Raw genomic sequence first — 13,265 nt, 5'->3', positions numbered from 1 at the left:
GGCCGCCGTGCGGGCCCGCCCTCCGGGCCTGTACGGCGGTGGCCGGGTGTACTGGTACCGTCCCCGCAGGTCAGTCCAGTTGGGCACAGGCCCAGGACGGTTGGAGCAGCATGTCGGAATCTGCCGCGCGTGACCGTGACGCCGCCGAGACCGAGTCGGCGTTCGCGCATCCGGTGGTTCCCCCCGACGGGTCCGCGGCCTACGGGAGCCACCCCGACCAGGTGATCGACTTCTTCGCGCCGCGGGACGGCCGGACCGGGGCGCCGCTCGTCGTGCTCCTGCACGGCGGTGCCTGGCGCGCGCCGTACGACCGGCAGCACGTGTCACCGTTCGCGGACTTCCTCGCGCGGCGCGGCTTCGCCGTGGCCAGCGTCGAGTACCGGCGCGGCGGTGGGGTCCCGCAGCAGGGCACGGCGGGTCCGGCCGCCGGTCGCTGGCCCGAGACCTTCGACGACGTGGCGACGGCCATGGACGCCCTGCCCACGCTGGCGGCCAGGGAACTCCCGGGGGCCGATCCGCGCAAGACCGTCGTGACCGGGCACTCGGCCGGCGGTCAGCTCGCCCTGTGGGCGGCCGCCCGGCACGTGCTCCCGGCGGGTTCGCCGTGGCGGCTGCCCGCCGCGCCGCCGCTGCGCGGGGTGGTCGCCCTGGCGCCGATAGGTGACTTCGCGAGCGCGGTGGAGCTGGACGTCTGCTCGGGAGCGCTGCACCAGCTCCTGGGCGGCGAGGAGAACTTCGGGGTGCGGAGCGCGCACGTCGATCCGGCCCTGCTGCTGCCGACCGGGATCGCGACGGCCGTCGTGCAGGGCGTGGACGACACCACCGTGCCGCAGGCCGTCACGGAGGCGTTCGTGGACGCGGCGGCGAAGGCCGGGGAGATGGTGGGGCTGACGCTGCTGGACGGGGTCGGGCACTTCCCGCTGATCGATCCGTCGGCGGACGCCTGCGCCGTGGTGGCCGAGGAGATCGCCCAGCTGGCCTGGTAGTACTTGCGACGGACGGCGAAGGATCCGCATCACTGCTGACGACCCGGGTACGGGGCGGCACCTACCGTGTAAGCGTGACCGAGACGAAGACCAGAAGCCCGGAATTCCGGCTGGCCGCAGGGGCCATGGACGGCCTGCGGCAAGACCTCTTCCACGATGTGTTCGACTACCGTCCGATGGCGCCGCTGGGTACGGGCGGGCCGGTGATCCGGCGACTGCCGAGGACCTTCCGGAGGGGGGCCGTCTGGTTCCCCCACGCGGTGGTGGGCCTGGTCGCGCTGATCTGCCTGATGGAAGGCGTCTTCTCGGCGAACACCTACTCCCCGTTCGGGATAGCGACCGTCATCACCGCGTTCCTGCCGTCGGTCACGCTGCTGATGACGCTGGTACGCCCCGTCCTCGCGTTCTGGGCGTCGATCGCGAGCATCCCCCTGGTGGCCGCCGCCGGCAACGGGGACTGGCCATGGGGGGCCAGTGCCTTCGCCTGCCACCTGGGCGTGCTGGTCGTCGTCGCGGCGAGGACCCGGCCGCGTACCGCCGCCTGGATGTGGCTGATCACGCTGTTCGCCGGGTCGGTCCTGGGGAGCTTCGCCGGGGCCTACTCCTCCAGCGCCCAGCCCATGGCCCTCGTCTCCGCGCTCGCCCTTCTCCTCGTCGCCGTGGTGCAGGTGCGCCGTGAGGCCGAGCGCGAGGTGACCGTGCAGCGCACCGTCACCGCCGTCGAACGCGACCGGCGCACGCTCCTGGAGGAGCGCACCACCATCGCCCGTGAGCTGCACGACGTCGTCGCCCACCACATGTCCGTCGTCGCGATCCAGGCCGAGGCCGCCCCGTACCGGGTGGAGAACCCGCCGCCCGAGCTGGAGCAGGCCTTCACCACCATCCGGGAGAACGCCGTCGCCGCGCTCACCGAGCTGCGCCGTGTCCTCGGTGTCGTACGGGCCGAGGACTACGAGGCGCCGGACGCCCCCCAGCCCACCCTCGCCGAGATCGACCGGCTGCTGGACAACGTCCGGGAGACCGGGCTGGAAACGGAGAAGACCGTCACCGGTGCGGTACGGGAGCTTCCCCAGGGCGTCGAACTGTCGGCGTACCGGATCGTCCAGGAGGCGCTGAGCAACACGCTCCGGCACGCGCCGGGCGCCACCGCCAAGGTGGAGATCGGCTACGTGCTCGGCGGGCTGGGACTGCGCGTCGTCAACGGTCCCGCCAGGGGCCTGGTCAAACCCTCGCCCGGCGCCGGGCACGGGATCACGGGGATGCGGGAGCGGGTCGCGATGCTGAACGGCGAGATGACGGCCGAGGCGACACAGGACGGTGGCTACGAGGTCGCCGTGTTCCTCCCCGTGCCGGCGGCCGAGGCCGCCGGCACGAAGGGCGGGACCGCATGAACGACACCATCCGGGTCCTGATCGTCGACGACCAGATGATGGTCCGCGAGGGTTTCTCCGTGCTGCTCAACGCGATGCCCGGCATCGAGGTCGTCGGCGAGGCCGTGGACGGGCGGCAGGCCGTCGCACAGGTCGCGGCCCTGCGGCCCGACGTGGTGCTGATGGACATCAGGATGCCGGAGCTCAACGGCATCGAGGCGACCCGCGAGATCGTCGCCGCCGACGCGGACGCCAAGGTACTCGTCCTGACCACGTTCGACCTCGACGAGTACGTGTACCAGGCCCTGCGGGCCGGGGCCTCCGGCTTCCTGCTGAAGGACGCCTCGGCCCGGCAGCTCGCCGAGGGCGTGCGGGTGGTGGCCTCCGGCGAGGCGCTGCTCGCCCCGACGGTGACCCGGCGGCTGATCACCGAGTTCTCGAAGATCGCCGAGGCCCCCCGGCAGCCCGCCATGGCCAGGATCGGTGATCTCACCGAGCGGGAGACGGAGGTGCTGGTGCTGATCGCGCAGGGGCTGTCGAACCTGGAGATCGCCTCGCACCTGGTGGTCGCCGAATCGACGATCAAGACGCACGTCAGCCGCATCCTGGTGAAGCTGGGGCTGCGGGACCGGACCCAGGCTGCCGTGTTCGCGTACGAGGCGCGGCTGGTCACCCCCGGATGAGGCCGCACCCCGGGTAGCGTCGGCTCATGCACGTGTCCTTCGACCCCTGGTCCCCGGCGTTCGTCGCCGACCCGTACCCCGCCTACGCCGCGCTGCGGGCCACCGGCCGGGCGCACTACTTCGAGCCGACGGGGCAGTGGCTGATCCCGCACCACTCCGAGGTGTCCGGGCTGCTGCGCGACCGGAGGCTGGGACGGACGTATCTGCACCGCTTCAGTCACGACGAGTTCGGCGTCACCGCCCCGCCGGCCGCCCACGAACCGTTCCACACGCTCAACGGGCACGGGATCCTCGACCTGGAAGCCCCCGACCACACACGGATCCGGCGGCTGGTCGCCAAGGCGTTCACGCCCCGCAGGGTCGAGGCACTGGCTCCGGCCGTGGAGCGGCTGGCCGCCGGGCTCGTCGACGACTTCGTCGAGGCCGGCGGCGGTGATCTGCTGAGCGCGGTCGCGGAGCCGCTGCCGGTGGCCGTGATCGCCGAGATGCTGGGTGTCCCGGAGGCCGACAGGGGACTGCTGCGGCCCTGGTCGGCGGCGATCTGCAGGATGTTCGAGCTGAACCCGCCGGAGGAGACCGCGCGGGCCGCCGTGCAGGCGTCGGTCGAGTTCTCCGGCTACCTGCGTGAACTGATCGGCGAACGGCGCGCGGACCCGGGGACGGACCTGGTCTCCGGGCTCATCGCCGCCCACGACGACGAGGACCGGCTGACCGAGCAGGAGATCATCTCCACCTGCGTGCTGCTGCTCAACGCCGGTCACGAGGCGACCGTCAACGCCACCGTGAACGGATGGTGGATGCTCTTCCGGCACCCGGAGCAACTGGCCTCCCTGCGCGGCGACCACAGCCTGCTGCCGACGGCGGTGGAGGAACTGCTGCGCTACGACACCCCGGTGCCCATGTTCGCGCGGTGGGTCCTGGATGACATCGAGGTCGACGGCACCGTCATTCCGCGTGGTTCGCAGGTCGCGCTGCTCTTCGCCTCGGCCAACCGTGACCCGGAGCGGTTCGCCGACGCGGAGACGCTCGACCTGTCCCGGACGGACAACCCGCACATCTCCTTCGGCGCGGGCATCCACTACTGCCTGGGCGCCCCGCTGGCTCGCCTGGAACTGGCCGCTTCCTTCGGGGAGCTGTTGCGTAAGGCGCCCGGCATGCGGGTGACGGCCGAGCCGGAGTGGAATCCGGGGTACGTGATCCGGGGGCTGCGGGAGCTACTGGTCGAGATCTGAGGCGGGTGTGCCGGAGAGCCGTACGCGGTCCGGGTCGTGCGGGTTCGCCCAGGTGTGGAGGCCCCACGCGGATGTGGTGAGGACACCCGCGGTACACGTGGCCGCTATGAGGACCCGGGCACGCGGTGCACCGCGCCCGCGCAGCAGACGCAGGGTCAGCAGCCAGGTGACCGGGGGGATCAGGGCTCCGGCGAGCAGGACGAGGGGCAGTTCCGTCCACAGGACGGAGAGGTCCCTGCCCTGCCCTTCGAAACCGCTGCCCATGTGCAGGCGGGTGCGCCGGGACGCGCCCCAGACGTACAGGGCGGTGACCGTTCCGAGCGCTGCCGTCGCACATCCGCCGTACCCTGCCGTGTCCCGGTGCCCCATGCGCGTCAGGACGTCCACGCCCCGTGGCCGGTTCCCTGCGTCGTCTGCGGGTCCCGGCGCCGGAAGCCCTCCAGGCCGAGGACGGGCGGGGCGGCGGCGACCAGGGTGAGGACGGCCAGAGGCGTCCAGCTCATGGGGCCGCGGGCAGCTGCGGGACACGGCCGGAGGGGGACAGGTCGCGTGTCAGGCCCGGGAGGCGGAGCAGTTGGCCCAGGTAGCCGGTCACGGACGCGTACACCGGGACGGCCCGGGCGGCCGGGGCAGCCGGCCGAACAGGACCGAGGCGACCCCGGCGGTGCCCCACAGCGCCGGTGCGTAGGCGAGCGCCGCGCCCGTCGGCGACAGCACCAGCCCGGAGGCGCCGGCCGAGCCGGATGATGCCGACCCGGTCGGCCGGCTTCTCGGCCTGGGCCAGGACGTGGCTGGAGAACGGCACGGTCCTGCCCGCGGACTTCGCCCGCCGGATCACGTCCTGGGGGACCACCTCCATGAGGGGATCGAGCCCGGCGGTCGGCTCGTCCAGGAGCAGCAGCTCCGGGTCGGAGGCCGGCGCGGCGGCGATGGCCGCCTTCTGGCGGTTGCCCTTGGAGCAGGCCCGGCACCTCTTCACCGGGTCGAGGCCGAAGCGCTCGATCAGCTCGTCGCGCCGCCGCCTGTCGGCCCCGCCTCGCGGACGCGAGAGCAGGTCGACGGCTTCGCCGCCGGTGAGACCCGGCCACAGCCCCACGGCGCCGGGCACGTGGGCCAGGCGCCGGTGCAGATCCACGGCGTCGTGCCACGGGTCCTGCCCGGGCAGCTGGGCCGCGCCCGAGTCGGCGCACAACAGCCCGAGCAGGATTCGGTGCCGGGCCCGGAGGCCAGCGGCCCTCTTGCAGGACCGCGAGAAACATAACGAGGGGAGCACCGGCCCTCGGGTGCCTGCCGAGGGGGGCACCGGTCCTCAGGGGCCTGCCGCGGGGAGCACCAGCTCCCAGGCGCCCGCCCGGACCGTCCAGGTGCGGGTCCTCACAGGGCCCGCGGTCTGTATGTCCGCGCGGTAGCGGAAGTCCGGGCCGGAGACCGTGACCGCCTTGGCCTCCACCACGTGGGTCTCGCCGGAGGCCGTGCGGATGACCACGTCCGCCAGGCCTCCGTCCTCCTGGGCGGTCACCGAGACGTCCTCGACCGGCCGGTCCAGGTCGTTCAGCAGGACTCCGTCCGCCTCGACCCGCAGCCGGTGGGCCCGGGGCGGGCCGGTGAGCGAGGGCGGGGCGGGGCGGACCAGGGAGGCCACGAGGCTGCGGCAGGTGTCCCAGACCGTATGGGGCGGGCCCGCTGCGGACCTGGCCGCCGGGATGCGCAGCTCACCGAGGACGACTCCGTCGCTGTCGTCGACGAGCAGGTCCAGCCGGCGGGCGGTGCCGTCGAGCGCGGTGCGGGCCGCCGCGACCGCGCCCCGGGGCACGCCGAGCGCGTGGGCGAGTTCCAGTGTGTGCGCCGCGCCGACCGGGATCAGGGAGAGGGTGCTGTCCGCGAGCTCCCGCTCCCGGTGGAGCTGGGACACGGCGCGCAACAGCGCGTGGTCGTCGCCGACGACGACCGGACGTCTGGCGCCCCGCCGGGACAGGGCCCTGGCGAACTCGTCGGGGCTGTCCGCGAGGCAGATCTTGGCGTGCGCGCCGGCACTCAGCACGTCCTTCGCGATGCGCACGGACTCGCCGTCGTAGCGGCGGGCAAGGGGGTCGATGAGTACCAGTAGCTGGTGGTCGCCGTCGCCGGGGGGCTCTGCAGCCGACACCTCGGTCCTTCCTCGGGTAGCATCTTGGTGCAAGAGCCCCTTGCGCTATTGCGCCAGGGGCTTCGTCTATTCCGGGGCACCCGGTTCGACGGCTCAGGCTTTGCCGTACATCGTCGTGCGGCAGGTACGACCTTTACGTACGCCCCCTGGCCTTGGACATGCCCCGCCCGGAAGGGGTGTACGCCTGTGCCCGCACTTGTGCTGCTCGGTGCTCAGTGGGGTGACGAGGGCAAGGGGAAGGCCACCGACCTCCTCGGTGGATCCGTTGACTATGTGGTGCGTTACCAGGGCGGCAACAATGCCGGCCACACGGTTGTCGTAGGCGACCAGAAGTACGCACTGCATCTCCTCCCCTCCGGAATCCTGTCGCCGGGGTGTACCCCGGTCATCGGTAACGGTGTCGTCGTCGACCCGGCGGTCCTGCTCTCCGAGCTGAGCGGTCTGAACGAGCGAGGCGTCGACACGTCCAAGCTCCTGATCAGCGGCAACGCTCATTTGATCACTCCGTACAACGTCACCGTCGACAAGGTGACGGAACGCTTCCTCGGGAAGCGCAAGATCGGTACGACCGGGCGCGGTATCGGCCCGACCTACGCCGACAAGATCAACCGGGTCGGCATCCGCGTCCAGGACCTCTACGACGAGTCGATCCTGGAGCAGAAGGTCGAAGCGGCGCTGGAGCAGAAGAACCAGCTCCTGGCCAAGGTCTTCAACCGGCGCGCGATCGAGTCCGGGAAGATCATCGAGGAGATGCTCCAGTACGCGGAGCAGATCAAGCCCTACGTCGCCGACACGACGCTGATCCTGAACGACGCCATCGACGAGGGCAAGGTCGTCCTCTTCGAGGGCGGTCAGGGCACCCTGCTGGACGTCGACCACGGCACGTACCCCTTCGTCACCTCGTCGAACCCGACCGCGGGCGGAGCCTGCACCGGGGCCGGCGTGGGCCCGACGAAGATCAGCCGGGTCATCGGCATCCTCAAGGCCTACACCACCCGCGTCGGTGCCGGCCCCTTCCCGACGGAACTTCTCGACGAGGACGGCGAGGCGCTGCGGCGGATCGGCGGCGAGCGCGGTGTCACCACCGGCCGTGACCGCCGCTGCGGCTGGTTCGACGCCCCGATCGCGCGGTACGCGACCCGGGTCAACGGCCTCACCGACTTCTTCCTGACCAAGCTGGACGTCCTGACCGGCTGGGAGCAGATCCCGGTGTGCGTGGCGTACGAGATCGACGGCAAGCGCGTCGAGGAACTCCCCTACAGCCAGACCGACTTCCACCACGCGAAGCCGATCTACGAGATGCTGCCGGGCTGGTCCGAGGACATCACGAAGGCCAAGACCTTCGGCGACCTGCCGAAGAACGCGCAGGCGTACGTGAAGGCGCTGGAGGAGATGTCCGGCGCCCCGATCTCCGCGATCGGCGTCGGCCCCGGCCGCACCGAGACGATCGAGATCAACTCGTTCCTGTAGGGCCTTCCCGCTCCCTGCGAGGGGCAGCGCAACGGCGGCCGGGCCTTCCTCCGTGGAAGGTCCGGCCGTCCTGTTTCCACCGCCGCACACCCTGGCTCCGCGGCCGGGTGTCCCGGTCCACCGGCGGGCGCCCTGCTTCATGGACGAGCCGGGGCGCCAGGGCGGCTGCCGGACGAAAGCGAACACGAAGAGCGCCCCGGCCGCGGAGCGGACGACCACCGCCGGCAGCACCCGGCCGGGCCTGGGCTCCCCGCGCAGGGCGGCCGGACCCACGAGGCGGGAGGGGGGAGACGGCGAAGTGGGTGAGCCAGGCCCAGCCTCACCGGGGGCGTCCCGGGAACCGGAGCGGTCGTCCTCGACGCGCCGCGGGACGAGGGCGGCGTCGGACACGTCCGGGGTCTCGTCGAAGAGCCCGAGCCGCACATCGGCCCGGCCCCGGCCGGCTTCGCCGCCTGGAGGTGTCCGTCTGCACGCGGTGGCCGAGGCGCTTGCGGCGCGGGACGCGGCGACCGTACCGGAGCACACCCGCCGGGGCCGCGACGCCCAGGAGGGCGGTGAGAACGCCGATGGCGTTCCCGGGGGTGAACGACGGGTCCATGGGGCTCGCGCTCCCTCGTGGGAGCGATGTGCTGGATGGCGTCACCGTACGGCCGGGGGTTCCGTGGCGGGGACGCCTCCGTTTCCTCTCCGGCGACGTTCGCCCCTCGTGCAACAGCCCTGTGACGCGGAGCGGTCGAGGAAGACGTGGAAGAGGGCCGAGTTCTGGTCTAGACCTTGACAGGTCCAGACCAGCGACGCTTGAGTGGCCGTAACCCCCCATGGCGGTGCTCGCTCGGAGCGGGCGTCGCGTCGAAGGAGTGATCACGTGGCCAAACGTGTCATGAGCCTGATCGTCGCACTGGGCGCGGTCATCGCGACGTTCGTCTTCCTCCCCGTCTCCACGGCGTCGGCCGCCGCCTGCGCCCCCGCCTGGAGTGCCTCCGCCGTCTACTGGGGCGGCGGCTCCGCCTCGTACAACGGGCACAACTGGTCCGCGAAGTGGTGGACCCAGAACGAGCGGCCCGGCACGGCCGACGTCTGGGCCGACCAGGGCAGTTGCGGCTCCGGCGGCGAAACGGACCCTGGGAATCCGGACCCCTCGGGCTTCGTCGTGAGCGAGTCGCAGTTCAACCAGATGTTCCCGAGCCGGAATTCGTTCTACACCTACAGCGGCCTCAAAGCGGCGCTGAGCGCCTACCCCGGCTTCGCCAACACCGGCAGTGACACGGTCAAGAAGCGGGAGGCCGCGGCGTTCCTCGCCAACGTCAGCCACGAGACCGGCGGTCTGGTGCACATCGTGGAGCAGAACACCGCGAACTACCCGCACTACTGCGACACCGGCCAGCCGTACGGCTGCCCGGCCGGCCAGGCCGCCTACTACGGCCGCGGACCGATCCAGCTCAGCTGGAACTTCAACTACAAGGCCGCCGGTGACGCACTCGGCATCGACCTGCTCGGCAACCCCTGGCAGGTGGAGCAGAACGCGGCCGTGGCCTGGAAGACCGGTCTCTGGTACTGGAACACCCAGTCAGGACCCGGCACCATGACGCCCCACAACGCCATCGTCAACGGCGCCGGCTTCGGCGAGACGATCCGCTCGATCAACGGCAGCATCGAGTGCAACGGCGGCAACCCCGCCCAGGTCCAGAGCCGCATCAACAAGTACCAGGCGTTCGTCCAGCTCCTCGGTACGACGCCCGGCTCGAACCTGAGCTGCTGAACCACGGCCCCGTCCCGGGGAGAGGGGGCGCGCCCGGCATCGGCCGGACGCGCCCCCCACCGGCGCCCACGGGCGGGCGACCGGCAGGATCACGCACCAGGGACACGGACGGCGCGGGTAACCCGCCCCCACGGCCACCGAGGCCCGCCTCGCCCTGATCGACAACGCCCTCGCCCTGCCCTCCCGGCGGGGGAGGAGAGCGAGGACCGCGGTGTGCGCAGCAGCGGCCCCGGGCACCGTCTGCCGACCCTGCGGGCGAGCCGGGACCCCTGGGACGACCGGTCCTGCGAACCCTTCGAACCCGCCGAGCAGGAGATCGAGGCCGAGTCCGGCATCCTGGTGACAGCGTCGAGCGAGTGGTGGGCCGAGCCGGTCACCGTCGAGCTCCGGCCGTACCCGGAGCGGGACGAGGAAGGGGCGGACACCGCCCCGGAGCCGACGGGACAGCTCTGCGGTCCGGCGGGCAGCACTCAGGTCCGGCGGGTGCCCGGGGGCAAGCGGTGGCTCGGGTCCACGGCGGGGCAGGCCGGTCCGGAGTTCCCCGTCCGGCTGCTCGCCGCAGTCGGGGAGACGCCCGGCCTCCCGGGGTGACCCGCCCGCCCGCAGGGCCGGTCCACCGGGGCGTTCAGAGCAGCGGCGGCTTCACGGACATCAGCAGGTGCCGGTGCGTCGCTGCCCCGGTGTCCTCCCCGTGGGTGATCATGGCGCGCTGTCCCGGACCCATCAGCTTCAACCGGACCGTCGTGTCCTCGAAGGAGGACAGGGCGTCCACCAGATACGCCGGGTTGAAGGCCACCGTCATCCCGGCGGCGCCGTCCAGGACCGCCGGCAGCCGTTGCGAGGCCACGTCGTCCTCGAACCCCGCCTGCAGCAGCACCGAACCGTCCGGCGCGGCGGAGAACGTCATCTGCAGCGGGCTGCCGCCGTCCGCGACCACGGAGACCCGCCTCACGGCCTCCACCAGGCCCGCCCGGTCCATCGTCACGACCGCGGGGTCCGTCATGGCGAACAGCTTGTCGTGGCGCGGCAGTCCGCCCTCCAGCAGGCGCACCGTCGTACGCGTCCCGGCATGCTCGAATCCGGCCGATCCGCCGCCCACGGCGACGTCGACCTGTCCGGCCCTGCCGAGCGACCGGGCGATCTCGGCCAGCCGGCGGGCCGGTACCAGGACATCGGCCGCCACGTCCGGTGCCGTCGCCCTGAACGGCAGGCCGCGCACCGCGAAGCGGTACCGGTCGGTCGCCGCCAGCGTCATCGTGGAACCGTCGAGGCGGAGCCGGAGCCCGGTGAGCGCCGGCAGGGTGTCGTCCCGCCCCGCCGCCACCACCACGTGTGCGACCGCCGAGGCGAACTCCCCCGCTTCCACGGTCCCGCGGACCTCCGGCAGCGGCGGCAGCGCGGGATAGTCGTCGAGGGGCAGGACCGAGAGGCCGAAGCGCGAGCCGTCCGCCGTGACCGTGAAACGAGAACCCTCCACCGCGCACTCCACGGGTCCTTCGGGCAGCACCTTGCAGACGTCGAACAGGCGCCGTCCCATGACCAGCACCTTTCCGGGCCGGACGGTGTGCGTCTTCGCCTCGACGCACACGGAGGCATCGAGGTCCGTCCCGGACACACGCAACCGGCCGTCGTCCACCTCGAGGAGAAGCCCTCCGAGGACGGGAACGGGCGAACGCACGGGCAGGACACGAGCCACCCGGGAGACGGCATCGGTCAGTTCGCCCCGCTCCATGCGGAATTCCACGGCAGAGACCTCTCGTCCGGCGTACGACACGGTCGAGAATCACGCTAGGCGGCACCACTGACATCGATACGCGTAGCGGGTTCCGGTGGTCGTGGCTCTGCCACCGGCTGACGCCCCGCAGCCGCGGCGGGCCGACGACAGCGACCACCCCCGTGAGCCGCTGCCGCCGTGCCGTCCGGACGTCCCCCGACGTCCCCCGGGCCCCCGGATCCAGGACGCCACGACGTCCCCCGACGTCCCCCGGCGCCCCGGAACACGCTGGGGACTCTAAAGGGACGGGATGGCGTGCCGGGAGCTTCAGTTCGCACCGTGTGGTCCACGACGGGTACCAAACCGCACAGCCGGGCCGGTACTCTGCACTCCGGTTCCAGGGAGGAGCGGGGAGACGTGCGTGCGCGGGAACGGGCCGACGACGTACTGCTGATGTACCGGCTCGCACGGACCGGTGGATCACCCGAGCTGCTGCGCAGACTGGCCCAGCGGGCCGAGGGCTGGGCCGGGATCCTGGACGGTGACGGCACGGTGCTCCAGGCCGTGGCCGGGAACGCCCGGTGGCCGGGCCACGAGGCGGCCGGGCTCGCCTCCCGTGCCGCGCGGGAACTGGCGGCCCGGGGGACCGGTTCGTACTCCCTCGACACCGAGGAGTGCTCCGCACTCCTGCTCCCCCTCGGCCGGCCGGCCGGGAGCCACGGGCCGGTCCTCGCCCTCGTCGCCCCCAAGCCGCTGCCCGGCGGGCTGACCACACTGATGGCCGACGCGGTGATGCCGCTCGCCCTGTCCTGGGCGTCGGAGAGCGTCGAACGCAAACGGCGGCGGGTGGACCTGGCGGAGTCCCGGGGCCGTGAGGCCGTGCTGCACCTGCTGATGACGGGTCAGCTCTCCATCGCCCACCAGGTGGCCGGCGCCCTGCGGCCGAAACTCCCCGACCCCGTACGCGTCTGTGTCGTCGAGTGCTCCGGCGGGCAGCGGGACGAGGTGGCCCGGATCTGCGCGGACGTCTCCGGCGGCCGTACCTGGATCGTGCGCTGCCCGGTGTACGCCAGTCATCTGATCCTCATCGTGCCGGCGGACGAAGAAGCGGAGGGACCTCCGGGCGGCCGCACCCTCGGTCTGGCGATCGCCGGACTCGTGGACGACTGCGTCGTGGGCGTCAGCGAGGAAGTGCGGCTGCCCGACACGGCGACCGCCTACCGGCAGGCCTTCCACGCCCTCGCCGTCGCCCGTGGCGTACCGGGGCGTCACGCCAGATTCGGCGCCGCCCAGGAGCCCGCGCTGGTCGTCGGCGCCGCCGGGGCGAAGTGGGCCGACGCCCTGCTCGCGCCCCTCCTCGCCCATCTGCCGCGCCGCCCGCAGGACCCGGGCAGCCAGGAGCTGTGCGCGACCGTCGCGTCCTGGCTGGCGTTCTCCTCCCACGCCACCCAGCACCTGAAGATCCACCGCAACACCCTGGCCGCCCGCCTGAAGCTCGTCGGCGAACTCCTCGGCCTGGACCTCAACCGGGTCGCGGACCAGGCGGCCGTCGACCTGGCCCTGCGGATCAGGGCCACCCCCGCCCTGCACCGCGCCCGCCCCATGGGCCCCCCGGTGTCCGGGGACCTCGACGCGGTTCTGCGCTCCCCCGGCGTCCGGGGCTGGGCCGCCCAGCAGTTGCGGCTCCTCGACCGGGCAGGCCCCATGGGCGAGGAGACCCTGCGGACGTGGCTGCGCTGCGAGGCCCAGCTGAGCGCGGCCGCCGCCGAACTGGGCATCTCCGTGCCCGGCGCGCGCAAACGACTCACCCGGCTCGAAGCCCTGCTGTCCCGGTCGCTGCTGCGGACGCCGAGCGCGCGTTACGACCTGTGGCTCGCGTTCCGGGCGGTGGACCTCGCGGCGTGA

General features: G+C 72.5%; 12 protein-coding genes and 1 pseudogene. 8 read left to right on the top strand and 5 right to left on the bottom strand.

Annotation, left to right across the window (positions count from 1 at the left end; all coding sequences use genetic code 11):
* The first annotated feature begins 110 nt into the window (after positions 1-110).
* The 4 genes from ACF1FZ_RS22030 to ACF1FZ_RS22015 all read left to right on the top strand — a co-directional run bounded on the left by ACF1FZ_RS22030 (position 111) and on the right by ACF1FZ_RS22015 (position 4,271).
* The gene (locus ACF1FZ_RS22030) at positions 111-986 is read left to right on the top strand and encodes an alpha/beta hydrolase (RefSeq protein WP_391775086.1); all 876 of its coding nucleotides are present in this window, start codon (positions 111-113) and stop codon (positions 984-986) included.
* Between the two features lie 74 nt (positions 987-1,060).
* Positions 1,061-2,377: a sensor histidine kinase gene (locus ACF1FZ_RS22025; protein ID WP_391775085.1), complete on the top strand. Its 1,317-nt coding sequence runs from the start codon at positions 1,061-1,063 to the stop codon at positions 2,375-2,377.
* Positions 2,374-3,039: a response regulator gene (locus ACF1FZ_RS22020; protein ID WP_391775084.1), complete on the top strand. Its 666-nt coding sequence runs from the start codon at positions 2,374-2,376 to the stop codon at positions 3,037-3,039. Before ACF1FZ_RS22025 ends, ACF1FZ_RS22020 begins: the two co-directional genes overlap by 4 nt.
* Before the next feature lie 26 nt (positions 3,040-3,065).
* Complete coding sequence (locus ACF1FZ_RS22015; protein ID WP_391775083.1) at positions 3,066-4,271, top strand: cytochrome P450; 1,206 nt, start codon at positions 3,066-3,068, stop codon at positions 4,269-4,271.
* Here the strand turns inward: ACF1FZ_RS22015 and ACF1FZ_RS22010 are convergent.
* From ACF1FZ_RS22010 to ACF1FZ_RS21995, 4 genes and pseudogenes are all read right to left on the bottom strand, one after another.
* Entirely contained in the window at positions 4,254-4,658 is a 405-nt protein-coding gene (locus ACF1FZ_RS22010; RefSeq protein ID WP_391775082.1) for a hypothetical protein, read from the bottom strand. The two genes, ACF1FZ_RS22015 and ACF1FZ_RS22010, sit on opposite strands and share 18 nt — an antisense overlap.
* Positions 4,646-4,774: a hypothetical protein gene (locus ACF1FZ_RS22005; protein WP_391775081.1), complete on the bottom strand. Its 129-nt coding sequence runs from the start codon at positions 4,772-4,774 to the stop codon at positions 4,646-4,648. Before ACF1FZ_RS22005 ends, ACF1FZ_RS22010 begins: the two co-directional genes overlap by 13 nt.
* 194 nt (positions 4,775-4,968) lie before the next feature.
* Positions 4,969-5,481, bottom strand: a pseudogene (locus tag ACF1FZ_RS22000) (ATP-binding cassette domain-containing protein); the annotation flags it as partial.
* Positions 5,482-5,580: 99 nt separating this feature from the next.
* Entirely contained in the window at positions 5,581-6,417 is an 837-nt protein-coding gene (locus ACF1FZ_RS21995) for a diacylglycerol kinase (protein WP_391775080.1), read from the bottom strand.
* A gap of 186 nt (positions 6,418-6,603) precedes the next feature.
* On the opposite strand from ACF1FZ_RS21995, the gene ACF1FZ_RS21990 reads away from it, so the two are divergent.
* The 3 genes from ACF1FZ_RS21990 to ACF1FZ_RS21980 all read left to right on the top strand — a co-directional run bounded on the left by ACF1FZ_RS21990 (position 6,604) and on the right by ACF1FZ_RS21980 (position 10,237).
* Positions 6,604-7,887 (top strand): adenylosuccinate synthase, encoded by a 1,284-nt coding sequence (locus ACF1FZ_RS21990; RefSeq protein ID WP_391775079.1) that lies wholly within the window; start codon positions 6,604-6,606, stop codon positions 7,885-7,887.
* Between the two features lie 865 nt (positions 7,888-8,752).
* Positions 8,753-9,646 (top strand): glycoside hydrolase family 19 protein, encoded by an 894-nt coding sequence (locus ACF1FZ_RS21985; protein ID WP_391775078.1) that lies wholly within the window; start codon positions 8,753-8,755, stop codon positions 9,644-9,646.
* Positions 9,647-9,859: 213 nt separating this feature from the next.
* Positions 9,860-10,237, top strand: coding sequence for a hypothetical protein (locus ACF1FZ_RS21980; RefSeq protein WP_391775077.1), 378 nt, complete (start codon positions 9,860-9,862; stop codon positions 10,235-10,237).
* A 34-nt stretch (positions 10,238-10,271) separates the two neighbouring features.
* Here the strand turns inward: ACF1FZ_RS21980 and dnaN are convergent, their stop codons facing one another.
* Positions 10,272-11,390 carry a DNA polymerase III subunit beta gene (gene dnaN / locus ACF1FZ_RS21975; RefSeq protein ID WP_391775076.1) on the bottom strand — a complete coding sequence of 373 codons (1,119 nt, stop codon included), beginning with the start codon at positions 11,388-11,390 and terminating at the stop codon, positions 10,272-10,274.
* A gap of 423 nt (positions 11,391-11,813) precedes the next feature.
* Between dnaN and ACF1FZ_RS21970 the strand changes: the two genes are divergently transcribed.
* Complete coding sequence (locus ACF1FZ_RS21970; RefSeq protein WP_391775111.1) at positions 11,814-13,265, top strand: helix-turn-helix domain-containing protein; 1,452 nt, start codon at positions 11,814-11,816, stop codon at positions 13,263-13,265.

Origin of the sequence: Streptomyces sp. NPDC014623 (assembly GCF_043088245.1) — a bacterium.
Classification (GTDB): Bacteria; Actinomycetota; Actinomycetes; order Streptomycetales; family Streptomycetaceae; genus Streptomyces.
Note: the sequence above shows the minus strand (reverse complement) of the source record. Positions and strands in the feature narration are given on the sequence as shown.

Excerpts from the sequence above, each read along its gene's own strand:
- ACF1FZ_RS22030 (WP_391775086.1), top strand. The coding sequence starts at position 111 with ATGTCGGAATCTGCCGCGCGTGACCGTGACGCCGCCGAGACCGAGTCG.
- ACF1FZ_RS22020 (WP_391775084.1), top strand. The coding sequence starts at position 2,374 with ATGAACGACACCATCCGGGTCCTGATCGTCGACGACCAGATGATGGTC.
- ACF1FZ_RS22015 (WP_391775083.1), top strand. The coding sequence starts at position 3,066 with ATGCACGTGTCCTTCGACCCCTGGTCCCCGGCGTTCGTCGCCGACCCG.
- ACF1FZ_RS22005 (WP_391775081.1), bottom strand. The coding sequence starts at position 4,774 with ATGAGCTGGACGCCTCTGGCCGTCCTCACCCTGGTCGCCGCCGCCCCG.
- ACF1FZ_RS21970 (WP_391775111.1), top strand. The coding sequence starts at position 11,814 with ATGTACCGGCTCGCACGGACCGGTGGATCACCCGAGCTGCTGCGCAGA.